The sequence below is a fragment of the Horticoccus luteus genome (assembly GCF_019464535.1).
GTDB classification, from domain to species: Bacteria; Verrucomicrobiota; Verrucomicrobiia; order Opitutales; family Opitutaceae; genus Horticoccus; species Horticoccus luteus.
Genome location: NZ_CP080507.1, coordinates 894,141 through 920,229, shown reverse-complemented (window position 1 = coordinate 920,229; position 26,089 = coordinate 894,141). Strand labels below are relative to the sequence as shown.

Here is a 26,089-nt window from a genome sequence, read left to right as displayed (position 1 = left end):
CCGCCGCCGCAGATCCTGTTATTTTCGCGGCGTCTGGTTCAACCCGCTCTTCCCCTGTTCGCTTCCATTCCCGCCATGCTTCTCCCGCGCCACGCGTTCCTGCTGTTCCTTGTCACTCTCCTCACCCTGCCGCTCGCCGCGCAGACGATCACCTACAACGACGGCGACAACAACGCCACCGCCTACGACAGCACGGGCAAAGGGTATAATCTCACGATCGCCAGCGGCGCCACCGCCACCCAGTCCGGCGACCTCACCGGCAACGGCACATTCCTCAAAACGGGCGCCGGCACCCTGACCCTCACCGGCACCAACCTTTTCGCCAGCCTGTTTAGAATCTCCGCCGGCACCGTCGTCGCCGACGCGGCCGCTCTCGCCACCACCAACTCGGGCCTCATCGACAACCAGTCCTCCCTGGTCATCAATCAAGCTGTCGACGGCACCCTTGACGGCCAAGTCTCTGGCACCGGCTCATTCACCAAGACCGGAGCCGGCACGCTCACCTTCTCTTCCGCCCCGGCCTTAGCCCCAGGCTACTCCGGGGACACCATCCTCGCCGAGGGCACGCTGAAGCTGGGCCACTCTTACGACCTGCAACTCTCCACCGTGATCATGAGCGGCGGCACCCTCGACCTCAGCGGAGTGGGCAGCGCCGAGTTCGGCGGCCTTTCCGGCTCGGACAATCTCGCGCTGGCCGGGAGTCTCACCATCGGCAACAGCCTCACCAACGCCAGCTCCACCTATTCCGGCGCCCTCTCCGGGTCCATGTCACTGACCAAATCCGGCACGGGCACTCTCATCCTCGCCGGCGTCAACACCTACTCCGGTGGCACCTCGCTCTATGGCGGCACTCTGCAAATCGCCGCCGATTCCGCCTTGGGTGCCGTCCCCCTCAGTCCAATGGGCATCCACCTCCTCTTCGGCAACGCCACGCTCGCCACCACCGCCGGCTTCACGCTCAACGCCAACCGCACGATCTACCTGACCGCCTCCGCGGCCATCGACACCGCCACCGATACCACCCTCGCTTTCGCCGGCCTTATCCAAGGCTTTGGCAACCTCACCAAGAGCGGCGCCGGCACGCTCGTCCTCTCCGGCGCCAACACCTACACGGGCAACACCACCGTCTCCGCCGGCACCCTCGTCCTCGGCACTGGTTCCACTCTCCAAAACTCCACCGTCGCCCTCAACGGCGGCAGCCTCGCCTTCGGCCTCCTCACCAACGCCACGATCGGCGGCCTCGCCGGCTCGGGCGCCCTCGCCCTCGCCAACGATTCCGCCGACGCCGTCGCCCTCACCATCGGCGCCAACAACGCCGCCAACACTTATTCGGGCATCCTGTCTGGACCCGGCTCTCTGATCAAAACCGGCACCGGCTCCCTCACGCTCTCCGCCGCCAACACCTATTCCGGCGGCACCACGATCTCCGCCGGCACCCTGCTCGGCGATGCGACTTCCCTTCAGGGCGACATCCTCAACAACGCCGCCCTCACCTTCAACCAAACCACCCCCGGCACCTACGCCGGCACTCTGTCCGGCACGGGCTCGCTCACCAAAACTGGCACCGACAACCTCACGCTCTCCGCCACCAACACCTACTCCGGCAGCACCACCGTTTCCGCCGGCACGCTGTCCATCCCCGCCGATTCCGCGCTCGGCCAGCCGCCCGCCACCGCCACACCCGGCAGCCTCACCCTCGACGGCGGCACGCTCGCCACCACCGCCACCTTTGAACTCAACGCCAACCGCGGCATCGCCCTCGGCGCCTCGGGAGGCACCTTCGACACCGCCGCCGGCACCGGCCTCACCTACGGCGGCATCATCGCTGGCTCGGGCGCTCTCACCAAGTCCGGCGATGGCACGCTCACCCTCGCCGGCGCGAACACCTTCACCGGCGACACCACAGTCGCCGCGGGCAGCCTCGTTCTCGGCGACGCCAACGCCCTCCAATATTCCACCGTCACCGTCAGCGCCGGCAGCCTCGGTTTCGGCCACCTCACCAGCGCCAACCTCGGCGGCCTCACCGGCACGGCTCCGCTCTCCCTCATCAACGAATCCGCCGCCGCCGTCGCCCTCACCATCGGCGGCAGCAACGTCGACGGCACCTACTCCGGCGCCCTCTCCGGCACCGGCTCGCTCACCAAAACCGGCTCCGGCACCCTCACACTCTCCGGCGCCAACACCTACTCCGGCGGCACCACCGTCTCCGTCGGCACACTCGTTGGCGATGCCACTTCTCTGCAGGGCGACATCGTCAGCAACGCCGCCCTCGTCTTCGACCAAGCCTCTGCGGGCACCTACGCGGGTTCCCTCTCCGGCACCGGCTCGCTCACCAAGTCCGGTGCCGGCACGCTCACCCTTTCCGGCGCCAGCACGTTCTCCGGCACCACCACCCTCCTGGCCGGCAATGTCACCCTCGCCCACAGCGACGCGCTCCAAAATTCCATCGTCATCCGCAATGGCGGCACCTTCGATTTCGGCACCTTGACCAGCGCCGCGCTCGGCGGCCTCACCGGCTCGGCCAACCTCGCCCTCGTCAACGCCAACTCCGCCGCCGTCGCCCTCTCCCTCGGCCACAACAACGTCAACACCACCTACGACGGCGTTCTCTCCGGCGCCGGCTCGCTCACCAAAACCGGTTCTGGCAGCCTCACCCTTACCCAAGCCCAGACCTATGTCGGCGGCACCACGATCGCGGCCGGCACGCTCATCCTCAACCCTGGCGCCGCCGTCATCGGCAACATCACCGACCACGGCACTCTCACCTTCAACCGCTCCGACGACTATCATTTTGACAACGTCATTTCCGGCACCGGCGGCATGACCAACACCGGCAATATCGTCCGCTTCTCCGCCGCGCAGACCTACACCGGCCCCACCCGCCTTTCGGCCGGCATCCTCGTCCTCCCCACCACCTTCGACAACGCGCTTTCCGCCTCCACCGTCGTCACCGTCGACAGCGGAGCTAAACTCGATCTCTCCGGCCGCAACCAGACCTTCGCCGGCCTCTCCGGCGGCGGCACGATCTACAGCTTCACCTCCACCACCAGCGCGCTCACGCTCGATCTCGCGGCCGGCCAGCTCCAAGTCTTTTCCGGCAATCTCGGCGGTGCCGATCCGGACTTCGGCCTCATCAAGACCGGCGGTGGCCTGCAGATGCTCATCGGCGCCAACGTCTATACCGGCCCCACCACCATCAGCGGCGGCACCCTCCAACTCGGCCTGGGCGGCGTCGACGGCTCCCTCAACCCCGTCAGCGCCATCACCAATAACGGCACCCTCGCCTTCTACCGCTCCAACACCACCACCCAAGGCACCGACTTCGGTGCCATCAGCGGCTCCGGACAGTTGAGCATTCAAGGCGGCACGCTCGTTCTCACCAGCGACAACGCCATCACCGGCACCACGACCATCGTCGATGGCACGCTCCAGCTCGGCAACGGCGGCGCCACCGGTTCCGTCGCCGGCGACATCACCGACCACGGCACCGTCGTCTTCAATCGCAGCGGCGACTACACCTTCGGCCACAGCATCAGCGGCACCGGCGGCCTGACCAACAACGGCAACATCGTTCGCTTCTCCGCGGCCCAGACCTACACCGGCCCCACGCAAATCAACACCGGCATCCTCGTCCTCCCGACCACCGCCGACAACACGCTCTCCGCCTCCACCGTCGTCACCGTCGCCAACGGCGCCAAACTCGACCTCTCCGGTCGCAATCAAACCTTCGCCGGCCTCTCCGGCGCTGGCACCGTTTACAGCTTCAACTCCACCGCCAGCACCCTCACCCTCGCGGTCGCCGCCGACCAGTCCCAAGTCTTCTCCGGCAACCTCGGCGGCGCCGATCCCCATTTCGCGCTCACCAAGTCCGGCGACGGCACCCAGACCCTTTCCGGCGCGAACACCTACACCGGCGGCACCACCGTCAGTCAAGGCACCCTCCTCGCCAACAACACCGCCGGCTCCGCCACCGGCACCGGCAGCGTCACGGTGCTGGACGGCGGCACCCTCGGCGGCACCGGCTTCATCGGCGGACCCGCCGTCTTCGCCACCGGCGCCCATCTCGCGCCCGGCAACTCCCCCGGCACGTTGACGTTCACCGACGGCCTCACCCTCAACGCCGGCTCCGTCCTCGACTTCCAGCTCGGCGCCACCAGCGACCTCCTCGTCGTCTCCGGCGGCCCCCTCGCCGGACCCACTTCCGGCACCGTCATCCTCAACCTCACCGACGCCGGCGGTTTCGCCGCCAGCACCTACACTCTCTTCGATTACACCGGCGCCACGCTGAGCAATTTCGACCTCACCGACTTCACCTTCGGCACCACCGTCCCCGGCTACACCTACACGCTCGGTTTCAGCGGCAGCACGTTGCAACTCACCGCCGTCACCGCCGTCCCCGAACCCGCCACCTACGCCGCGCTCCTCGGCGCCACGGTTCTCTCCCTGACTCTGTGGCGCCGCCGCCGCTCCGCGCGCCCCGTTCGCCTCTGAGCGTCTCCGCCACCTCGGCCGCGCGGTTAACGATCTCGCTGCAGCAACGTCTCCACCGCCGCGATCGCGGCCCGCTCGCGCTCGGCCCAGCCACCGCGAATCTCCACCCACGGCAGTCCGCGATTCACCAACGCCGCCTGCCAGCGCGCCCTCGCCTGCTGCCGCGCCACCTCGTCCGGAAAACACCGCTGTGGATCCGGCACCCACGGCACGTCCGCCGCACACAACAGAAACAAATCCGTCGCCCGCGCCCGCCGCTCCGCCTCGTCCCGCACCCACGGCGGACACGCCCCCGGAAACAGCCAGTCGTCCCACAACACGCACGTCAGCAAATCCGTGTCGCCCACCACCACGCGCCGCGCCCGCGCCGCCGCCGCGTCCTCGTTCGCCACCTGCCCGCGCGCGATCGCGTCCAGATCCGCACTCGTGATCGCCCCGCCGTGCGCGTCCCAAAATTCCCGCACATACTCCGGCGCCCACGGTTCGCCAAAATGCGCCGCCAGCCGCGCCGCCAGGGTCGTCTTGCCCGTCGACTCCGTGCCAAACACCACCACGCGTTTCACCGCTTCGTTCACGCCTTCAATCCCTCCGCCGCCGCGCCGGCGCGCTCCGCATCCTGCACCCGCAACGCCTTGCGCCACGCTCGCCAGCCCGCCACCGCCAGCCCCAGATAAATCGCATAAAGAAACGCCGTGAACGCCAGCGCCGCGCTCCAATACGACACGATCGCCACTCCGTTCACCGCCAGCCACAGCGGCCAGTTTTCCACATTCTTCCGCGCCTGCAGCACCTGCGCCGCCACGCTGAACATCGCGATAAACGCATCCCGCCACGGCATCGCCGCGCCCATCCACGGACCCACCATCGTCGCCCACGCCACCATCGCGCCCGTCGCCAGCCCCAGCGTCACGAGCCAACCGCGCCACGTCAGTCGTCCCACGGGCAACTCCGCTTTGGTTTCGCCCGCTGCGTCCGCCGCCGTCCGCCCGCCGCGCGCCCAATGCCACCAGCCCCACGCGAGCGTCACAAAAAAGAAAACCTGCAGCAGCGCATCGGCCGGAAAATGCGACCGCCAGAACAGCACGCCCTGCACCGTCACCGCGACCAAGCCCACCGGAAACGCCCACAACGTCCGCCGGATCATCAACCACACGCCGACGACCCCCAGCACCAGATTCGCCAGATCGAGCGCCGACGCGTCCACAAACCCCGCCAGGATATTATGCTCCACTTCGTTCATGCCCGTCCGCCGTTCTCTCCCGCCCCCATTCCCGTAGCGAAATAAAAAACACGCTCACCGCCTTGCGCCCGCCGCCTCTCTCCGCCTCCCGATCGTTCTCTTAATCGTAATCGTTCTCTTAATCCCACTCGTTCGTTCTCGTCATCCTGATCGTCCTCTCATTGAGGCTCGCATATCAAACTTACGCCGCGCCGGGTGGCCGTGCGTTCCGCGCGCAATGGTTCGTCGAGCATCGTTGCGCCCGAGCCGCGCGCGGAGCGCACTACCGCAGCCCACCTGTCAGTCTGTTACCCGAGCCTCGATAATCCCGCCCGTCGTTCTCCGCCCCTCCTTGCTCCGCCCTCATCCCCCGCCGTCGCGCCAGCGCTCGCGCGCGCCCCGTCTCACTCCGCGTGGCTCGCCACAAACGCCTCCAACCCTTCGCGCGTGATCGCATGTCGTGCCCCGCACCGCGGGCAACGAATCTCCAACTTCGGCTCACCGCCAAACAGCTCCTCCGGATTGTGCCGCATCGCCGGCGCCAGCACTTCCATCATGCGCTCCTGATTGCAACCGCAGTGCCAGCGATAGATCCGCCGCTCGAGCAACGCCAGCGTCTCGGTCTCATCCACCGTTTTCATCGCCTCGGTCGTCAGTCCCTCCAGCCATGCCATGTCGCAATCGGGGTGCTCCGTCACCATCACGAAATCCTCCTCCCCGATTTGGAAATATCGCGCCACGCGCTGCTCGCTCTGCCGGTAAAATTTCTCCGCCGCCGCGAGCGGCTCCGCTCCCGTGAAGCTGATCGTGCTGCGCCGCGTCGGCTGGTTGCCGCGCACCACGTCCGCATAAAACAAATTCTCCGGCAATTCCTTCACGTTGTCGTCAAACACCCGGCCCGTCACCGCGCCGTTCGTGTTGTCGCCCGTGAGAAACAAATTCACCAACGGCGCCTGAAAGTTGATCGTCCACGCCGTCAGCTCATTCCACGGCCGCGACGCGCAATGCAGCGTAAACGCCGCCAGCGCCCGCTTGAACATCGCATCGTGCGCCGCCTGCGGATGCATCTTCTGATCCGCGAGGTGCAGATAATAATCGACGAACAGTTCGCTGAAATTCGCCCGCGCCACGAGCGCGTTGCGTCCGCGCACAAAATACGTGCGCACTTCATGTCCTGCATCATCGATGTTTGGCGGTGTCGTTTCCGGCATAACCCCAACGGTCGCGCGCCCCGCCCATTTGTCCAATCGCTGCGCCTCGATTTTCCCCGCGCGTCACGTGCACGATTCCCTCGCCCGGCGTTCGCCCGCGCCTTTCCCTTCGCCCCGCATTTCATTTGCGCGTTTTTTCGTTTCCACCCTCGCGAATTACTTTCATCTGCGGCTCAACTGCTTTCCGCTCCTCTTCGCCCGTGAAAATCCGCTTCCGCCTCGTTTGGAATAAACACTCGCACCACGACCGCCGCGCCCGCGGCTTCAAGGGCCTCGCCCGGGTCATCGAAGACGAGTCCACCGCCGGCCATTACAAGACCCTGTGGCTCGACGCCCGCGCGCTGCTCAAGATCGCGGGCGCGGCCGCGCTCGCCCTTTGGTTCGGCGGCGCCGGGCTCCTCTACGCGCAGTTGCGCAGCCAGCCCTTCAACCGTGTGCGCTACACCGACCTCGTCCTGCCCTGGCACTGGACGCAGATCCGCGATCTGCGCGGCCAAGGTTACATTGCCGCCGGCTTCGACGCCCTCGCTCATCAAAAACTCGACCAGGCGATGTTCGACTTTCGCCACGGCCTCTCGCGCCACCCCGACGCTCCCGACGCCCGCCTCGCCCTCGCGCAAGTTTACGCGCGCTACGGTTACTATCGCGGCGTGCGCGACATCATGCTGCCCCAGTTGGATCGCTCCCGCCCGCCGACTGATTTCATCCACTTCCTGGTGCAAACGTCCGCGAGATTCGACGACCACGCCACGGTCCTCTCCGTCTGCGATCGCCTGTTGCCCGGCACAGCGCGCGATCCTGCCGAGCATACCTGGATCCTCGAACAAAAGGCCCGCGCACTTATCGCCCTCGAGCGCTACGCCGACGCGCAAGCCGTCCTCGACGAAGCCGGTGTTAACTCATCGCTCAACTGGCGCTCGCTCCACGTGCAAGCCCAACTCGGCCTCGGTCACGGCGCCGCGCTGGAAAAGGAAGTTCGCGCGTGGTCCAGCACCGCGCTTCCCACCGACTTCCAACTCCAAATCCTCTCCGTCGTCCTCAGCCGCCGCGGCGATGTCGCCGGTTTGACCAAAACGATCGAGTCGCTCCAGCAGCGTCATCCCACCGAACCCGCCGTCTGGACCGAAGCCATCGGCCTCTACAGCCGCGCAGGCGCCCGCGACGCCGCCTGGTTGACCCTGCAGGATGCCTTGCGCCGCTTCGACGGCAATCCCACCAGCGCCGACCGCCTCGCTCAAGCCGCCCTCGACTCCGGCCACCCCGATCTGGTCGCCCTCTGCGTCGAAGATTCCCGCGGACTCGGCCGCTCCGTGATTAACCCGCTCACCGATCTCACCGTCACCTATCTCAAAGTGGGCGATCTCGGTGCCGCGAACGACACCTTCAAGCAACTCCTCACGGAAGATCAGAAAATCCTGGACAACCAAGCCAACCTGCCCGCCGGTGACGCAGGTCTCACCGCCCGCACCCTGGGCGGTCCCGGCTTCGGCGGCGCCCGCGGCGTCGCTGCTGCCCCGCCGGTCCCGCTCACGCCCGTCATCCGCGACTGGCTGCAAACCCTCCTCGGCGCCCTCGCCATGCCCGCTGACGACCGCGCCGAAGCGCACTGCAGCGTCCTGCAACAAGGCAACCTCGGCCTCACCGCGTTTACCAGCAGCGCAGAATCCCTCGCCCAAGCCGGCCACTGGCCCGCCGTCGCCGCCGTCGCCCGCACCGGTCTCGTGCGCTTTCCCGGCAGCACGCGACTCACCCGCTGGAGCGACACCGCCGCAGACAAAATTGCCGCGCTCCCCGCTCCTACTCCCTCCGCGCTTCCCGCGCCCGCCGATGGCTCCGCTCCGCCCGCAGCGGACCCCACGATCGGCGCCGGCGCCGTCGCGGCCGCCCAACTCTTGCTCGCCGCCCCCGCTGCTCCGGCCTCCGTTTACGCTGCGCTCACTCCCACCGAATTTCTGGCGAAACTCGACGCCGCCGCTCAACGCCAAGCTTGGCCTCAAGTCCAAGCCATGATCCGCGATGTCCGCGCCGAAAATCCTTCCTGGCTCGCGCAAACCCAGTCCGACATCGCCTGGCGCGAAGTGCGCTGCGCCCTCGAACTGCAGGATCCTCTCTCCGCCGCGATTTTCGTGGCGCAACAACTCCACTTGCGCCCGCTCGAAGCGCCCCGCGCGCTCACCATCGCCCGGGAAACCCTCGCGCATGGCGATCGCGACACGGCCCGCCGCCTCGCCGAGGCCATCGTCAACAGCGTGCCCCAGTTCAAGCCCGGCCAGTCCTTCCTGCAGGAACTCCGCCAGCCTCCGGCTCCCGCGGCCCCTTCGGAAAAGCGCGGTTAAATCCCCGGTCGTTTTCCGCCCAGCGCCCGCCGGCTCCGGTCGCACCCGCTCGAAATTCCGCCTCCTCAACGCCGCGTCCGCTCCTGCGCGTCACCGCCAGCGACCGGACCCGTTGGGCGCCCCGCATCCGTCTCCGCTGCCACGCGGAATTCCCAACGCGCGACTCACCACGCGCGTCGCCGCCAGCGCGATCTCTTCGAGCAACGCGAGCCGCTGCGCCTCCGCCGCCGCCAATGCCACCGGCGCCCGCTTGAGCACCAGTTCATCGGTCTCACCGCGTCGCACCAGCAAGCCCCACCCCGCGGGGATTTCCGCTTCCGCAAAAATATTATCCTCCACCACGAGGTAGAGAAAATCCGCGCAACGATAACGCAGCATCTTCGCAAACTTCGTTCCCTTCACCACGCGCGCCTGCACCGTCGCCAGCTCCGTCAGCACACTCCGATACGCCGCGTGCTCCAGACCCGAGAAATCCCACGTATCGAACTCCGGCCACAACGCCTCACCACGCCGCAAATCCGGCCGATGCACCGCCAGCAGCGCCTCCAACTTGCTCCGGCGCTCGAGCAACTCCGCGAGCCGCCGCTTCGTTTCCTCTTCCGCGTGCGCATCCTTCAATAAATCCGCCCGCGCCTGTTTGCATTCAAACACCGCCGTCCGCCGCCCCTCCGCCCCCCGCGCCGCCGCCGCCGCATCCGCGCGATAACCGCAACGCGGCACCCGCACTTCGCACGCGCCGATCGCCAGGCCATTCGCCTGCGCCCAGGCCAGCGCGAGGCGCTTCAACCGGCGATGCGTCTCCGTCTCCCCTCTCGCCGCCCGTGCGGCTTGCGGCTCGGAAAGCTCCGTTTCAGCGACGGACAATTCGTCGGACGCACCCATGCCCCACGTTCAACCAACCGCCGCCGCTTCCCCAGCCCAAAATTTTCCAGCCAACGTCTGCGCCGTCACAACCTGCCGCCGTTCACGGTAAATGCCTTTGACGCCTGCGCGGAACGGTATCTTCTCCTCATTCACAATGTTACCCGCCTCCCTGCGCTGCTTGGTCCGCTTGATCCCCGTCGCGGTTGTCATGTCATTCGCCACCGCGGCCCTCTCGGCCCAAACCACCGTTCGCCTTTTTCGCGGCGGCGAAGCCGATAGCGCGGCCGCCAACGCGGTCACCTTGAATGCCACCGCCGTCGATTCGGCCGGTCTCAACGACGCCAGCAAGATCGGCACCGGCGGCACCTACACGAGCGCAACCGCCGCGCCGGGCTCCTCGCTGGCTTATGATTTCGCGTCCACCGCCTCTTATCAGGAAAGCGTCATCACCAGCCTCAACGCCTCGCAAAGTTTCGCGATGGAGCTCTGGTTCAAAGTGCCCTCGCTCACCGGCGGTTCCCAAGTGCTCTTTTATAATGGCGACACCGCCAGCTCCGGCCTCGGCTTGTATTTGAACAATGGCTCGCTGGCTGTGCTCCGCGGCGGAATCTCGGTTGATAATTTCGCCACCGTCACCGACTCAGCCTGGCACTATGCGGCCTTCGTTTACGACGCTGACGCCCAATCACTCGACGCCTATTTCGACAACCAAAAGACCGTCATCGGCTCCTCCGCCACCAGTTTCAATTTCCTCTCTGGTTACCTCTCGCTCGGCAACAGCACCCACTCGGACAACTTCACCGGCGCGATCGACGAAGCGCGGCTCTTCACCTTCGCCGACGGCACGTTCAACACGTCCATGCTGTCCAATCCCGCCCTCGCCGCCGTGCCCGAGCCATCCACCTACGCTGCTGTGCTCGGCCTCTGTGTGTTGGGCTTCGTCGCGTGGCGCCGCCGCCGCGCCTGACCGCGCACGAAACCGCTCTCGTCTGTAGGCGGGGTGACCTCACCCCACAACTGCGTCGCGGATACGCCGGCTCTCAGTCGGCCCAATTCCCCGGCCGCCCATTCTTTCGGCCGAAATATCCTCTGCGCTGCAGCTCTGCAACGCGTTCGCCCGCCGCGCCTGACACCGCGACGCCCCCACGGAGGCCCGGTTCCACCATTGCTATTATCGCAGATGCCCCGGACTCTGTCGTATGTCTTCCCCTGCCGCCGGCGCGCATCGCGTCGAGGAGCACTTTTCGCTCCCGCTTTTTCTCCTCACGGTTGCCGCCTCGTTCGCCGCCCTCAGCGCCCTGCTTTATTTCGCCGTCCCCGCGGACATCTGGCACACGCAACTCTCCGCCGGACTCGGCCGTTTCGCCGCCGTGTTCGCCCTCGTCTCGCTGTTCAATTGTTTCATGGAGTTCGTTTTTCATCGCTACGTCCTCCACAAGCCCGTGGTGCCGTTTCTCAGTCGTTTCTACAAACAGCACACGCTGCACCACACGCTGACCCGCATCGGTCGCCGCCGCACGCCCGGCGGACGCGACGTGCCCTTCGTCGAAAACATCTACCCGATCCTCGAGCCCGAACAGGGCGAAGCCTCCTTCTTCCCGTGGTATACGTTCGCCGTGTTCGCCGCGCTCGTGACGCCGCTGCTCGCCCTCGCGCAATGGCTCGCGCCGGCCTTCCCGTGGTTTTTCGGCGGTTACGCCGCGCTCGCCACGTCGCTCCTCCTCTACGAACTCTTTCACGCGATCGAACACTGGTCGTTTGAACGCTGGGCGCCGCTCATCGAGCACCGCCACCTCGGCTGGTTCTGGCGCAAGGTCTACAGCTTTCATCTCCGCCACCACGCCGTCATCGATTGCAACGAAGCCATCTCCGGCTTCTTCACGCTCCCCGTCGCCGACCTCTTGCTCGGCACCTTCATCCTGCCGAAAACGCTCTATGCCGACGGCGCCGAATGGACGCCCGCCGAGTTCGCCAGTCCGCGCCCCTGCGCCCTCATCCGCTGGTGCGACGCGCAAAGCGATGCGCTCATCCACCGCCGCCGCGCCGCCGCGCAAGCCGCCGTCGCGCCCGTCTATTCCCGCGGCGAACGTCTCGCCCAGTCGCTGTCGCTCGGCACCGGCCTGCTCGCAAGCATCGCCGCACTCGTCCTCGCCACCACCTTCGCCGCGCTGCGCGACAGCAGCCCCGGCGTCCTCGTCGGCGCCATTCTCTTCGGCAGCGCGCTCGTTTTCGGCTACTCCGCGTTTCTCAACTTCCGCCGCGTTCGCGCGAGCCGGGTCCGCGCGCCGTTCAGCCGCCGCCATCACGTCGCAATTTTTCTCCTCATCGCCGCGACCGCTACGCCGTTCTTTTTCAAGATCGGCGGCGCCTGGGGCTGGAGTCTCTTCGGTGTTGTCTGGGGCGTGTGCCTCGCGGGCGCCCTCCTCCGCCTCTTCTTCGCGCAACGTCTGAAAATCATCTCCCGCGTCGCCTATGTGCTCGTCGGCATCCTCGCCTGCGTGGCACTGAAGCCACTCGTAGCCACGCTCCCCGGCGGCGGCCTCGGCCTGCTCTTCGGTGGACTCGCCTGTTATCTCGCCGGCATCGCGTTTCACGTCTGGCCCGGCCTGCGTTATCACCAGACCGCGCGTCAACTTTTCGCCCTCGGCGGCACCGCCTGCCACCTCCTCGCGATTCTTCTCTTCGTGCTCCCGCCCGCCGCCTGAGGGGCCGCCCATCCGGTGGTTTGCCTGCGCCGACAACACTCGACGGCGCCTCCGCTCAACGTCCGGTTACCCACGCAAAAGCGCGCCCGATATTTGCGCCGGCGCTCGCGACTCTGCCGCGTCCGTGCATCTGCCGCCTTGCCTTTCCCCGCTGTCCCAAGTTGATTGCCAAGCGTCACATGCCCAGCATCGATCCGCGCGCGTGGCGTCCGCTCTTTGACGCCGTTTATGAAATAAACCTCGCGCGCGACCATGCCGACTTCACCACAGCGGTGCTCAACGGCATGAGCCGTCTCATCCCGGCCGACGTCTGCCACCTGCATGTGATCGACCGCGCCGCCGGCCGCATCCTCCATCAAAGCCTTCCGGCCAACCCTTTCCGGCCCGAGGAAATCGCCTACTACGTCTCGCACCCCGAGGAAAACGCCTTTGTCGCCTACTACGATCGCACCGGCGACAAACACGCCCGGCGCCTGTGCGACGTGACCGATCCGGTTCAATACCGGCGGAGCGAATTCTACCGCCACTGCCTCCAGCGGCTCGGCTTCAGACACACCCTCGTCCTCCCGCTCGCGCTCGACGAGCACACCGTCGCCGGTCTCGCCTTTGATCGCCGGCGCGGTGAATTCACCCCGCGGCATTGCGCCCTGCTCGACGCCTTTGCCCCGCACCTGCTCCTCGCTTGGCGCCGCTACGAGAATCCGTGGCAGGAAAAATCGCCTTCGACCCCCTCTCCCCGCGATCGGCTGCGCGCCCTCGGCCTCACGCCGCGCGAGTCGGATATCCTGTTCTGGATGACCGAGGGCAAACAAAACCCCGAGATCGCCGCGATCCTCGGGCGCAGCTTGCAGACAATCCAGGAACACGTCGCCAACATCGTGCGCAAGCTCGGCCAGGAAAACCGCCACGCCGCCACCGTCTTCGCCCTGCGCCGCCTCGGGCGCGCGTAGCCACGCGCGGGACTGGCGCCTCCCCCGGTCTGCTCGGCCACGGCCGCCATCTCGGTCCAAGGCAACACCTTTCCGTCCCTCTTAAAAAATCCCCCACGTGTGGGGGTATTCGCCGCGCCGCGCCGCCACTATAATTCCAGGCAAGATGCCTGCCTTTCTGCTTCGCCGCCTGCCCATCGCCTTGACATTTTTCACGTGCCTGGCCTTCGCCAGCTTCTGCGGCGCGCAAACCACCGGCTCCGGCATCGTCGGCTCCGGCACGAGCACCGGCAGCGGAACCGGCAGTGGCACCGACACCGGCAGCGGCGCGACGACGACCACCTACGGTCCGACGGACACGGATCTCGGCGGTGGCACCGTCACCTTGGTCAGCGCCATCTTCAATGGTGGCACTGTCTCCAACGGCACCATCGATGCTTCGAGCGATTACACCGGTACGTCCGGAGAGGTCACGGCGGTGCTCACCGGCACGGCAAGCCTTACGGTCACTGCAACGGAGTCTTTCACGCTGAGCGCCGCCAACACCTTCACCGGCGCCACCACGGTGACTGGCAACGGCAAACTGGTCGTCGGCCACTCCTTGGCCCTTCAGAATTCTTCGCTTCAACGCATATCCCAGATCGATTTTGGCAATCTTACCGCCGCCACGCTCGGCGGTCTCTCCGGCTCGGGCAATGGCGTGCTCGCCAACGGTTCCGCCGCCGCCGTGGCGCTCTCCGTCGGCAACAATAATGCCGCTACGACGTATTCCGGCGCGCTCTCGGGCGCAGGTTCGCTCACAAAAATCGGCTCCGGCACGCTCACGCTCGGCAACGACAACACCTACACCGGCGGCACCACCGTTTCCGCCGGCACACTGCAACTCGGCAACGCCGGAGGTTCCGGCTCGGTCGCAGGCGATATCACCAACAACGCCGCCCTCATCTTCAATCGTTCTGATGACTATACCTTCAACGGCGTGATCAGCGGCACGGGCGCCGTAACGAACAATGGCCTTATCGTCCGTCTCGGTCAGGCCCAGACCTACACCGGAGAGACCAACGTCGCTCACGGTTTTCTCGTGCTGCCGACTACGGTCGATCAGGGCCTCTCGGCCTCGACGCAAGTCACCGTCGCGTCCGGCGCCTATTTCGATATTTCCAACCACGCCACCACCCTCGCGGGCCTCACCGGCGCCGGCACCGTTTACAGTTTCGGCGGCACCGCCGGGCATCTCACCGTGGCCACGAGCGAAACTCAAACCTTCTCCGGCACCTTGGGCGGCGGTTACGCCAATTTCGCCCTCACCAAATCAGGCGCCGGCACCCTCACGCTCTCCGGCGACCTGAACAACTACACGCAGGGCACCACCATTTCCGCCGGCACCTTGCTGGCCAACAACACCTCCGGCTCCGCCACCGGCACCGGCGCCGTCACGGTGAACTCCGGCGGCACCCTCGGCGGCGGCGGCTTCATCGGTGGGCTCACCACGTTCGAATCCGGCGCGCACCTCGCTCCGGGCAATTCCCCCGGCACGCTCACCTTCACCGGCGGACTCATCCTCGACGCCGGCTCAATCCTCGATTTTCAACTCGGCACCGCGAGCGACCTCATCCGCGTTTCCGGCGGCATACTCACCGGGCCATCCAGCGGCACCGTCACGCTCAACCTCACCGACTCCGGCGGCTTCTCCGCCGGCACCTACACGCTCTTCGATTACACCGGTGCCGCCGTGGATAACTTCGATGCCCACGATTTCACCCTCGGCACGACTCTCCCGGGCTACAGTTACAGCTTCGCCGTCAGCGGCAGCGCACTCCAGCTCACGGCCACGGCCATACCTGAACCTGCAACCGTAGGGCTCGGATTGGGCGTCGTTGCCTTCCTTTCCGCCCTCACCCTGCGCCGCCGCCAGCTCGCCCGTCGCGAGCGGTGCCGCGCTTGACCCGTCTCCCGCGCGTCGGCATACCGGACGACGTGCCGGCCTTCTCCCTTTGGCTGCGGCGCGTCCTGCGCCGACCCGATGTCTGGATCTTTCTCGCCGCCTGCGTCGCCGTTCCCCTGGCCATGCGGGCGACGCATTTGCGTTTCTCGCGCTTCGACCAACTGGCCTACTCCCATCTCGCCGACTCTTTTGGCGCCGGCATTTTTGTCGCCGTGGTGGTCGTGTTCATGGCCCTGCTGTTGCGCCGGGTTCCGCCCGTCCCCCGGCGGGCGCTCGGCATCACTTGGGGCGTTCTCTCCCTCGCACTGACCGCGGGTTTGTTGCAGGCCTTCGTATGGACGAGTTACCGGTGGACCAGCTGGTTTCTCCAAGGGCTCATCCTCGCTCTCTTCGCGGTGAGCGCGGTCCTCACCCTGGTCCTGGCCGTCACAGGTTTGACACGCTGGCGTGACATTGGCGCCTGCGCGCGCGACGTCGGCCGCCACTGGTGCACACTGTTCTTTTACCTCCTGACCGGCGGATATCTGCTTTCCGCCACCCGCCTGGCGCGGCCCGAAGTCGTGGACCGCATCCTGCTGCGCATGGACGTGTCGTTCGGCTTCAATCCGCTTGAGGTCTGCGCCTCCTGGGTCGCGGCTCATCCTTGGGCCGACGCGCTCACCCGCTGCGTCTATCCGATGCTTGGACTGTTGATCGGCGGCGTGGCGGCCAGTCTGCACTTCGCGCGCGACTTCGCCGGCCTCCGCCGTTGCCTGCTGGCGATCCTGTTGATCGCGCTGCTCGGTAACATCACCTATTGGGCCGTGCCGGCGGTGGGGCCGGCCTATGCGTTTCCTGAACTTTACCGGGCCGCGTCCACCCTCCCCCGCAACCCCGCCTTGCTTGCTTCGCTCCGCGAGGCCGCGCTCGACGGCCCCGAGCGCTTCATCACCCGTCCGGATTTGCTGCGCAACGTCATGCCGTCGCTGCATGTGGCGTTCTCGCTCGCCCTGCTCGCCGCGGCCTGGTGCCACCGGCGCCGGCTCTTCTGGCTCTGGCTTCCGCTCGGCTTGGGCGAGATCGCTTCAACGCTCACTTTCAGTGTCCATTACCTCGTCGATGTCTGCGCCGCCGTGCCGTTCACGATCTTCTGCTGGTGGCTGGCCGACGTCGGCATCCGCCGCTTCCCGCCCACCGGCGATCCTCCGCTGCCGGCTCTCGGCGCGCCTCCCGCGGTGCGCCGCCGGCTCGGCTGGACCCTGGCCGGTTCGCTCGCGTTGTCGCTCCTTGTGCTGGTGCTTTGGGGTAAATTTGCACCCATCCCGCCGTGGCTCGCGTGGCCTGCCGCGCTCATCGTCTCCGGCCTGCCCGCCTGGGTTGCTTTCAGATTGTTCCGGCCGGCGCGGCCCGCGCCGGCAGCCGTCTCTTCCGCCGTCGCGCCGTTTGCCGGCCCACGCGCGGCCGTTCCCGCCCGCCTGCTCGCCGGCGCCGTCTTCTTCTCCGGCGGCACCGCGCTGATTCTCGAACAGGTGGCCGAAAAATATCTCTCCACGCTTGTTGGCGCGAGCCGGCCGGCCGCGACCATCGTGCTCGCCGTTTACTTCACCGGCCTCGCGCTCGGCGCATGGCTTTGCCCGCGGCGGTCTGTCGGCGCGGTGCGCCGGTTGGCACTGCTCGAACTGTTCATCGGCGCGTGGGCGGCGCTGTTCGCGATCGGATTTTTCTCCGCCGACCGTGTCTTGGGCGGATGGCTGGCGACGACCGGCACCAGCGCCGCCTCGCTCACCTTGGTCCGCATCGCGCTTGCCGTCATTTGGCTGTTGCCTCCCACGTTCGCCATGGGAGCAGAGTTGCCCACGCTCGCCGCCGTGCTGGCCGGCCACCGTGACTTGCAGGGCCGATCCCTGCCGCGCTACTACGCCATCAACCTCGCCGGTGCCTTTGCCTTTACGTTCGGCGCGCCGGTGCTCCTGTTCAATACGATCGGGGCCAACGGCGCACTCTGGTTTGCCGCCCTGCTCGCCGCGTTTGTCGGCGTGGCTTTGTGGTCCGGACTGGGCGCGGTGCAGGCTGCGCCGGTTGCGGCCGTGACAGCACTCGCCGATACAACCGCATCACTGCCGGCGAAACTAGTCCCTCCCTTCCATCCTCCCGCCGGTCCACGCTTCAACCTCTCCCTCGTTCAGCCCATCCTCTGGTCCTTCGCCGCCGGCTTCGCTTTTTTCGCGCTGGAAGTCCTCTGGTTCCACCTCATCGCCGCCGTCTGCGGAGCCAGTGTGTATAGCTTTTCCTGGCTGCTGGCGGCCGTTCTGCTCGCGCTGACGCTGGCCGCCCATGACGTCGCACGGCGCGCGTTTACTTCGCTCCCTGCTACCATCGGCTGGCTGGTCGCCGCGCTGGCCGTGAGCAACGCTCTCTGGCCTTGGGCCGGCCGCATGCTCGCGTGGTTCGCCGGCCTGCTCGGGCTGCGGTGGTTCTGGAGCGGCGAAATGTTCAAGTTCGCCGTGATCTGCCTGATCGTGCTGCCTCCGGCTTTCCTGCTCGGCCGGATCTTTCCCCTGCTGCTCGACGCGAGAAGCGACAGCGCTCATGTCTCCCGCCTGAGCGTCGCCAATGTCCTCGGCTGCGTCGGAGGTGCGCTCGTCACGGGCTTCGTCCTCATCCCCGCGTTCGGCGCCGAACACACGCTGCTGGGCTTCGCGTTGCTCGCCGCTGCGGGCTGGCTCGCCCTTGTCCTGCGCCGGTCGTTGCGCCTGGCGTGGGTCGCACCCGGCCTCGCCGGCCTGCTCCTTCTCGCCGTTTTACCGCCTTGGAACCGGCTCGAGCTCACCCGCGGATTCGGCGTCTACCTGCAGCCGTCACTCAGCCCGCAAGCCCGGTTGCTTTGGTTCGCCGAAGACTTTCAGTCCGGCTTCGTCACTGTCACCGCCACGCCCCGGGCCAACGGCGGCATCACCAAAACTCTTCTGCAAAACGGAAAATTCGAGGCCGATGATGCGGGTGAAGTCCCCGCCCAAGTCGGCTTCGCCGTCGTCGCCGCCACCCACGCGCCCACACGGGACCGCGCCCTCATCATCGGCGCCGGTTCCGGTCAGACCGCCTCCGTCATTGCCCGTCTCGGCTTCGGCCGGGTCGACATCGTTGATCTCTCCCCCGCCAACATCGCGGGAGCGCGCGCGGAGTTTGCCGGCATCAACGCCGGCGTTTTCGACCGCGCCAACGTTGCCGTCCACCTCGAAGACGGCCGCAATTTCCTGCTGCGCGCCCGCGAGCCTTACGACCTCATCCAGATCGAACTCACCTCCGTGTGGTATGCCGGCGCCACCAATCTCTATTCGCGCGAGTTCTATGCGCTCGCACGCGACCGCCTCGCCCCCGGCGGCGTGCTGGTGCAATGGGTCCAGCTCCACCATCTGAGCGCCCGCGAAATCGGCACCATCCTCGGCACCGCCCGCGCCGTATTCGACCACGTCTCGGTCTGGCAGGTGGGCGGGCAGGCTTGTCTCCTCGCCTCGGTGACGCCGCAGCAATTTAATATGGTCACGGTCTCCCGCTGGCTTTCCGCGCCCGACCTCGCCGCCGCCCGGGATGCGGTGCGCGTGCAGGACCCCAAAAACTTCGCGATCGCCCAGCTTCTCGATGCCCCGGGGGTGGACCGCCTGCTCCAGCGCTACCCCGGCGCTTTCGGCATCAACACCGACCGCAACCGCTGGCTCGAATTCCGCACTCCGAAATACTACCTCAGCCGCATCGATTACCGCGACGCCAACCTCCGCTGGCTCGAATCAGCGCGATGAGCTTCCGCCCCCGCCGTCACTTCTGCTCCGCCGCCAGCTTGTGCTCCAGCTTCCGCACCTTCGGCGCGATCACATAGCTGCAGTAACCGGCGTTCGGATTCTTCCGGAAGTAATCCTGATGATACTCCTCCGCCCGCCAGAATTTCTTCAACGGCACGATCTCCGTCGTGATTGGATCGCGAAACGTCTTCGCCGCCTCCGCGCGTGAGGCCTCCGCCGCCGCGCGCTGCGCCTCATCGGCGTAGAGGATGATCGACCGATACTGCGGCCCGTGATCGTTGCCCTGCCCGCCCACCTGGGTCGGGTTATGAATCTGCCAGAAATAATTGAGCACTTTTTCCAGCGAAACCTGCGCCGGATCGAACGTCACCTGCACCACCTCCGCATGGCCGGTCGCGTGGGCGCACACCGCTTCATACGTCGGATTCGGTTCATCACCGCCCGCGTAACCACTCACGACGTCCGTCACGCCGGGCAGCAATTCATACGCCGCTTCCGTGCACCAGAAACATCCCCCGCCGAGCACGATCGATTCGGTTTTTGCATCCATGTTGATTTCGGTTTTTCGCGCCGGCCGCGTCGTGGAATCATCGCGACAACCGCAGATCATCAACGCCAGCAAGCCCAAGGCCGCACATTGCCACTTCATGTTCCTAGGAGCAATCCACGCCCCCATTTATTCCCACGCCCATCATCGCATGTTTGTTCGCGTCTGAGCCTGCCGTCCGTCCTCACCGCGCAAGCTTCCGATATTTGATCCGGTGCGGCTGATCCGCCTCCTTCCCCTTCCGCCGGCGATAATCCTCCTGATACGCCGAGAAATTGCCGTTGAACCAGTGCACCGTGCTCTCGCCTTCAAACGCCAGGATGTGCGTCGCCACCCGGTCCAGAAACCACCGGTCGTGCGACACCACCACCGCGCACCCCGCGAAATTTTCCAACGCCTCCTCCAGCGCGCGGATCGAGTTCACATCGAGATCGTTCGTCGGCTCGTCCAACAAAATCAGGTTCGCGCCGCTCTTCAGCAATCGTGCGAGATGCACGCGGTTGCGCTCCCCGCCCGACAACACGCCGACTTTCTTGCTCTGATCCGCGCCCGTGAAACCAAACTGCGCGCAATACGCCCGGCTGTTCACCTCGCGCCCGCCCAGCTTCATGATCTCCTCGCCGCCGCTGATCGCCTGCCAGATCGTCTCGGCGTCCGGCAGCGAATCACGCGACTGATCCACGTGCGCGATCTTCACCGTCGGGCCTACGCGCAACTCTCCGCGATCCGGCTGCTCCGCGCCCACGATCAACCGGAACAACGTCGTCTTGCCCGCGCCGTTCGGGCCGATCACGCCCACGATTCCGCCCGGGGGCAGCGAAAAATTCACCCCTTCAAACAGCACGTTGTCGCCGTAACTCTTCGCCAGGTCCTTCGCCTCCACCACCAGCGCCCCCAGCCGCGGCCCCGGCGGGATGATCACCTCAAACTCCCGCTCTTTCTCCGCGACGTTTTGCGCCAGCATCGACTCGTAAGCGTTGATGCGCGCCTGCCCCTTCGACTGCCGCGCCTTCGCCGACGAGCGGATCCACTCCAGCTCGCGCGCCATCGCCTTCTGCCGCCGGTCCTCCGTGCGCTGCTCCACCGCGCTCCGCCGCTGCTTCTGCTCCAGCCACGACGAATAATTCCCCTTCCACGGAATCCCGTGCCCATACGACAACTCCAGAATCCACTGCGCCACGTTGTCCAAAAAATACCGGTCGTGCGTCACCGCGATCACCGTGCCCTCGTAACGCGCCAAGTGCTGCTCCAGCCAGTTGACGCTCTCCGCATCGAGGTGATTCGTCGGCTCGTCGAGCAGCAGGATCGACGGCTTCTGCAACAACAACCGCGCCAGCGCCACGCGCCGCCGCTCGCCCCCCGAAAGCTTCTCCACCGGCTGATCGCCCGGCGGACACCGCAGCGCGTCCATCGCCATCTCCACTTGCGGCGCCACATCCCACGCACCGAGCCGGTCGATTTCCTCCTGCAATTCGCCCTGCTTCTTCGTGATCGCATCGCGCTGCTCATCCGTTTCCGCCGCGCCGATGTCATCCCACGTCGCGTCGTAGGCCGCCGTCAGATCCGTCAAGTGCTTCACGCCTTCCTCCACGCACTCGCGCACCGTTTTGCCCGGCGTCAATTGCGGCTCCTGCTCCAGCAAGCCCACGTTGTAACCCGGCTCGAAATGCACGCTCCCGTCGATCTCCGTGTCCCGCCCCGCGAGGATCCGCAGCAACGACGACTTGCCGGAGCCGTTGAGCCCCAGCACGCCGATCTTCGCGCCGTAGTAAAACGACAACGAGATGTCGCGGAGGATTTCCTTGCGCTCGATTTTCTTCGAGACACCCAGCATCGAAAAAATAATCGTCGGTGCGTCGTCAGGTTTGGCCATGGAGCGCGCAACTTGGCGGCTCCCGTTCCTCCACGCAACCCCGCCGCGCATGGATCCGCCGGCTCGTTGACCGCGCCACCGTCTTTTGCCTTCCTTGTCGCATGCCTTCGCCCGCCCTCGATCGCCTCACGCTCATCGCCTGCGTGCACACCGCCCTCGAAAACCAACCCTGGGCTCACACCCTGTGGGAAGGCGGCTCCGCGTCCTTTGGCCGCACCGACACGTGGAGCGATGCCGATCTCCAAGCCGTCGTGGACGACGATCACGTCCCTGATGCCTTCGCCGCTGTCGAGTCCGCGCTCGCGAAAATCGCCCCCGTCGACGACCGCCTTATCGTGCCGGAGCCCGCCTGGCACGGCCACAGCCAGCGCTTCTACCGCTTCACCGGCTCACCGCCGTGGCTCCTGCTCGACTTTTGCGTGATGAAGCTCAGCGCGCCTTACAAATTCAACGACGAGCTCCACGGCCGGCCCCCGGTGCTCTTTGATCGCGCCGGCCTGTTCGCGCGCCCGCGTCCTGTCGACCGCCTCGCGCTTGAGACGCGGCTCCGCGATCGTCTCGCGCAGCTCACCGCCCGCCTGAAATTCTTCGGCCATTTCCCCGACAAGGAACTCCGCCGCGGGCACCTCATCGACGCGTTGCACTGGTATCAAAGCATCGTGCTCACCGCCCTTGTGGAAATGCTCCGCATCAAACACGACCCGCTCCGCCACAATTGGGGCAACCGCTACCTTCACCAAACGCTTCCCGCCGCCGACGCTGCGCGCTTGCAACGCCTGATGTTTGTCGCCGACCCCGCCGCCATCCCGTCCCACTGCCGCGAGGCCCTCGCGTGGCTCGAATCACTCGCCGCCGAACTCGCCGCGATGCCCTCGCTCGCCAACCCGCATTGAGCCGGCGGCCCTGACGTCTTTCCGTAAACGCACGCGCCGCCCCGCACGTCGTTTCACTGCAACGACAAGGTCGCCCGCGGCGCCGCTTGCTCGGGCGCGCTCTGACCCGCCGACGTGAGAAGCACCCGCTCACCGGCGATTCCCGCCTGCGTAAAGTAGTCGCGCACCGCCCGCGCCCGCGCCTCCGCCAGCGCCCGCAAATCGTCCGGCGTCACCTGCACGCGCTGCTTCAGCCGCGCCTCCATGTCGGCGATGGGCAGGCCAATGACGCCGCCCCTTTCCCCGCGCGCCGCCGCCGCCGCGTCGGCCTCCTTTTGCGCATCGCGTTCCGCTTCCCGCCGCCGCTGCTCCGCCGCCGCGGCCGCCAGTTTTTCCTCGTGCTTCTCCTCCCGACGCTTCCGCCACGAGGTCAAAAATCCCCACGTGCGCTCCACCAAGCCGATATTCCCACTCTTCTTCGCCGCCGGCGGCGCGGATTTCGCGGCCGGAGCGGCATCCGCGTTCTCCGCGGTTCGCTCAGCCGCCTCATCCGGCGACGACATCGGCACCTCCACGCCGCCCGGAAACGTCCGCGCGTAAAGCGCCTTCACCGCTTCCGCGCGTTCTTCACCCGTCGCGGCCAGCGGTTCGCCTCGTGGCGCCGACGCCGCCGTTGATCCGCGCAGTCGCTGCACCTGCGCCCGCAACTGCTCTTTCCACTTCTGCTCCTGCAACGCCGGTCGATCCACGCCCGCGTCGTAGCCGCCTTCGATTGCCACACTCAGCCCCGGCCGTTCCGTCAACGCCTTCACCATCGTCGCGAGCTTCTTTTCTTCGCCCGCCTGCAGTTCGCTCGAACCCGCCGCAAAATCCTGCCACGACAACTCGTCTCCTCCGCCGCCAAACATCGATCCCAACAGTGCGAACGGCGACGTCGCCGCCTTCGTCAGCACGTTGCCGATCGCGTGCCACACCACGCGGCTCACCCGGAAATTCGGATCGTCCACATTCCCTTCGACCGGCACGTCGAGCACGATCTTACCCTCGCGATCCTTCAACAACGCCACGCCCAGCCGCACCGGCAGCTTCGTCGCCGCCGGACTGTCGCTCGCCGCGCCCCACGTGAATTGATCGAGCGTGATGACGTCCGCCGAATTCAACGCCGCATCTTTCAGGTGAAACGTCACGTCGACCTGCAACTTTCCCCGCGCGACTTCGTAGCCCGCGAATTTCGCGGCATACGGACTGAGCGGCACCAGGTCCACATTTCGCAGATCGACGTTCAACGCCGCCGATTTCTCCCGACCCAACGGATCCACCTGCCCCGTCACTTTCACCGGTCCCGATCCATCCACCCTCGCGCTGAGGTCCAGATTTGCCTTCGCCCCGTGCTCCGATGACAACCCCGTGACCACTCCGCCAAATTGCGTCAGCGCCATCCGCACCGCCGGTTTGATTGACTGATCCGTAAACGCGAACTCGCCCTCGTTGATCGTCACGCGTCCGATCGAAATCTTTGGTTCCGGTTCCGCCGCTCCCCCGCTTCCTGCGGACATACCCGGCAACAAAATCGACGGCGTCGCTGCACTCGTAGTCTCCGGCGTCTGCGCCGTCGCCCGCCGCAGGCCGGCCACGTTCCAAGTGCCATCCGCTCGCCGCACGAGGTTCGCCGTTGGCCCCGCCAGCTTCACTTCGTCCACCGCCACGGTGAGCGGCTCGCTCGTCGAAGCCGAAAATTTTTCCAGCGCCAAGTCCGTCCAACCTGCCACCGGCGCTCCCTCCGTTCCCTCCGTGAGCTTGAATCCCGTCAGCGACGCGTCGCCGCCCACGTTCACCGCCGGTCCCGTCCCGCCGCTGTTGATTTGCACGCGACTCTGCGTCGACAACGTCCCTGCGGCGATGCGCGCGTTGAAGTGCTGCTCGAGATACGGGCTCATCGGCGCGAGCGCCATCTTCGTGGCCACCACCACGACATTCGCCGCGAGACTCGGCTTCAGGGTCACCGTGCCGTCGATTTGCACGGCTCCTTCCGGCGCCCAGTCAAAACCCATTTGCAGCGGCATCGGCGAGCCCTCCGCCAGGGAGAAGTTTTTCACGTTTAACTTCAGGGCGTTCAACGTCACGTCCGCCGGCCGCGGGAGCGTGCGATCGGTCGCGTGGACCTTCAACCCCGTGATGGCGATCGCCTGCGCCCGCACATCCGGCGTGCGGTCTCGATCAACCGATGCCCCTGTCGTCGCCCCGCGCGCGACGCTCGCTCCGCCTGGTTGCACGGTCAACTGAGCCGGCGTCCACACTCGCTCCCAACTCAACTTTCCGTCGGCCTCCCGCCGCACCGACACGCTGCCGCCCGCCACCGCCAGGCGGGCAATGTCCACCCGCCGCGCCAACGCATCGGCGTCGATCTCGGTCGCATCCACCTTGGGCAAGGCGAGCATGGGTTCAGTCGCTCCGGGCTCGACGATCCGCAAATCACGCACCGCCACCGTCGCACCGGCGATCGCCAGCTTCCTTTCGCCTGCCCCAAAATCCGCTTCGTATTTCCCACCGACCGACACGCGTCCGTCCTCAACCACTGCGCCCAACGATGCGCTGTAATAGGGCGCATATTTCGGCAGCAACACGTCATCCAGGTGAAACTCACCGCTCGAGCGGAATGGCGCCGTCGTCAGCGTCCCGCGCCACGCGATTTTCTCTCCCGCCTCCGTCGTCGCCTCAAAGGCATACGGCGAATCCGCGCGGCCGCCCGTGCGAAACCCCGTCACGAGGAACGTCACCGGCCCCACCAGCGTCGTGAACTCCTGTCGCCGCGATTCGTCGCGCACGCTCACCTGCGCCCGCGTCACTTGCAGCCGCCCGATGCGCACCGGCCGGTGTTCCTTGGCGCCACCGCGAGCGTCCGCGGAATCGCCCTTCGCGTCCGCGAGCAGATCGGAAAAATTCAACCCGCCATCCGCGCCCACCGCGACGTTGCCCTGAAACCCATCGAGCTCGATCGCCCCGATCACCCATTCGCCAAACAACGATGCCAGCGGATCGGCGTTCACATAGAGCCGCTTCCAACTGACAAACGAGCCGCGCCGGTCGCGCTCGGTGATGTTCACATTTTCCAACGTCGCCGAGAGCGCGAACGGGTTCACGCGCACGCTGCCGATCGTGACCGTGCGCCCGAGTTCAACCGACAAGCGCTTGGGCAGTTGCGTGCGAATCAGCGGCGGCAGTGCAAAGAAACCCACGAGGCCATAGAGCCCGACGAGAATCACCGTCCATCGAAACCAGCGAAAGCGACGCGGAAACCGATACATGCGTGCACGCAAATCG

Annotated in this window: 15 protein-coding genes; 8 read left to right on the top strand and 7 right to left on the bottom strand. The window is 66.4% G+C overall.

Features of this window, described 5'->3' with window-relative positions; genetic code table 11:
- The first annotated feature begins 75 nt into the window (after positions 1-75).
- Positions 76-4,491: a beta strand repeat-containing protein gene (locus tag K0B96_RS17515; RefSeq protein ID WP_220163919.1), complete on the top strand. Its 4,416-nt coding sequence runs from the start codon at positions 76-78 to the stop codon at positions 4,489-4,491.
- A gap of 26 nt (positions 4,492-4,517) precedes the next feature.
- On the opposite strand, the gene K0B96_RS03535 is transcribed toward K0B96_RS17515, so the two are convergent.
- The 3 genes from K0B96_RS03535 to K0B96_RS03525 all read right to left on the bottom strand — a co-directional run bounded on the left by K0B96_RS03535 (position 4,518) and on the right by K0B96_RS03525 (position 6,921).
- Positions 4,518-5,066: an AAA family ATPase gene (locus K0B96_RS03535; RefSeq protein ID WP_220163917.1), complete on the bottom strand. Its 549-nt coding sequence runs from the start codon at positions 5,064-5,066 to the stop codon at positions 4,518-4,520.
- On the bottom strand, positions 5,063-5,731 hold the full coding sequence (gene pnuC, locus K0B96_RS03530; protein ID WP_220163915.1) for a nicotinamide riboside transporter PnuC: 669 nt from the start codon (positions 5,729-5,731) through the stop codon (positions 5,063-5,065). Before pnuC ends, K0B96_RS03535 begins: the two co-directional genes overlap by 4 nt.
- Positions 5,732-6,114: 383 nt before the next feature.
- Positions 6,115-6,921 (bottom strand): Hsp33 family molecular chaperone HslO, encoded by an 807-nt coding sequence (locus K0B96_RS03525; protein WP_220163913.1) that lies wholly within the window; start codon positions 6,919-6,921, stop codon positions 6,115-6,117.
- A gap of 200 nt (positions 6,922-7,121) precedes the next feature.
- On the opposite strand from K0B96_RS03525, the gene K0B96_RS03520 reads away from it, so the two are divergent.
- On the top strand, positions 7,122-9,257 hold the full coding sequence (locus K0B96_RS03520) for a hypothetical protein (RefSeq protein WP_220163911.1): 2,136 nt from the start codon (positions 7,122-7,124) through the stop codon (positions 9,255-9,257).
- 90 nt (positions 9,258-9,347) lie between these two features.
- Here K0B96_RS03520 and K0B96_RS03515 read toward each other — a convergent pair whose 3' ends face one another.
- Complete coding sequence (locus K0B96_RS03515; protein ID WP_220163909.1) at positions 9,348-10,139, bottom strand: hypothetical protein; 792 nt, start codon at positions 10,137-10,139, stop codon at positions 9,348-9,350.
- A gap of 136 nt (positions 10,140-10,275) precedes the next feature.
- Between K0B96_RS03515 and K0B96_RS03510 the strand changes: the two genes are divergently transcribed.
- From K0B96_RS03510 to K0B96_RS03490, 5 genes are all read left to right on the top strand, one after another.
- Entirely contained in the window at positions 10,276-11,088 is an 813-nt protein-coding gene (locus K0B96_RS03510; RefSeq protein WP_220163907.1) for a LamG-like jellyroll fold domain-containing protein, read from the top strand.
- Positions 11,089-11,320: 232 nt separating this feature from the next.
- Positions 11,321-12,826: a PAQR family membrane homeostasis protein TrhA gene (gene trhA / locus K0B96_RS03505; RefSeq protein WP_220163906.1), complete on the top strand. Its 1,506-nt coding sequence runs from the start codon at positions 11,321-11,323 to the stop codon at positions 12,824-12,826.
- Positions 12,827-13,005: 179 nt separating this feature from the next.
- A complete protein-coding gene (locus K0B96_RS03500; protein ID WP_220163904.1) occupies positions 13,006-13,776 on the top strand; it encodes a helix-turn-helix transcriptional regulator in 771 nt (256 codons plus the stop codon).
- A gap of 145 nt (positions 13,777-13,921) precedes the next feature.
- The gene (locus tag K0B96_RS03495; RefSeq protein ID WP_220163902.1) at positions 13,922-15,700 is read left to right on the top strand and encodes an autotransporter-associated beta strand repeat-containing protein; all 1,779 of its coding nucleotides are present in this window, start codon (positions 13,922-13,924) and stop codon (positions 15,698-15,700) included.
- Positions 15,697-19,476 carry a phosphatase PAP2 family protein gene (locus K0B96_RS03490; protein WP_220163900.1) on the top strand — a complete coding sequence of 1,260 codons (3,780 nt, stop codon included), beginning with the start codon at positions 15,697-15,699 and terminating at the stop codon, positions 19,474-19,476. The genes K0B96_RS03495 and K0B96_RS03490 overlap by 4 nt, the downstream gene beginning before the upstream one ends.
- 16 nt (positions 19,477-19,492) lie before the next feature.
- Here the strand turns inward: K0B96_RS03490 and msrA are convergent, their stop codons facing one another.
- Positions 19,493-20,125, bottom strand: coding sequence for a peptide-methionine (S)-S-oxide reductase MsrA (msrA, locus tag K0B96_RS03485; RefSeq protein WP_255558836.1), 633 nt, complete (start codon positions 20,123-20,125; stop codon positions 19,493-19,495).
- An 82-nt stretch (positions 20,126-20,207) separates the two neighbouring features.
- Positions 20,208-21,896: an energy-dependent translational throttle protein EttA gene (gene ettA / locus K0B96_RS03480; RefSeq protein WP_220163898.1), complete on the bottom strand. Its 1,689-nt coding sequence runs from the start codon at positions 21,894-21,896 to the stop codon at positions 20,208-20,210.
- Between the two features lie 101 nt (positions 21,897-21,997).
- Here ettA and K0B96_RS03475 point away from each other — a divergent pair, with 101 nt between their 5' ends.
- Positions 21,998-22,789 carry a hypothetical protein gene (locus K0B96_RS03475; RefSeq protein WP_220163896.1) on the top strand — a complete coding sequence of 264 codons (792 nt, stop codon included), beginning with the start codon at positions 21,998-22,000 and terminating at the stop codon, positions 22,787-22,789.
- 53 nt (positions 22,790-22,842) lie between these two features.
- On the opposite strand, the gene K0B96_RS03470 is transcribed toward K0B96_RS03475, so the two are convergent.
- On the bottom strand, positions 22,843-26,073 hold the full coding sequence (locus K0B96_RS03470) for a DUF748 domain-containing protein (RefSeq protein ID WP_220163894.1): 3,231 nt from the start codon (positions 26,071-26,073) through the stop codon (positions 22,843-22,845).
- Between the last annotated feature and the right edge of the window lie 16 nt (positions 26,074-26,089).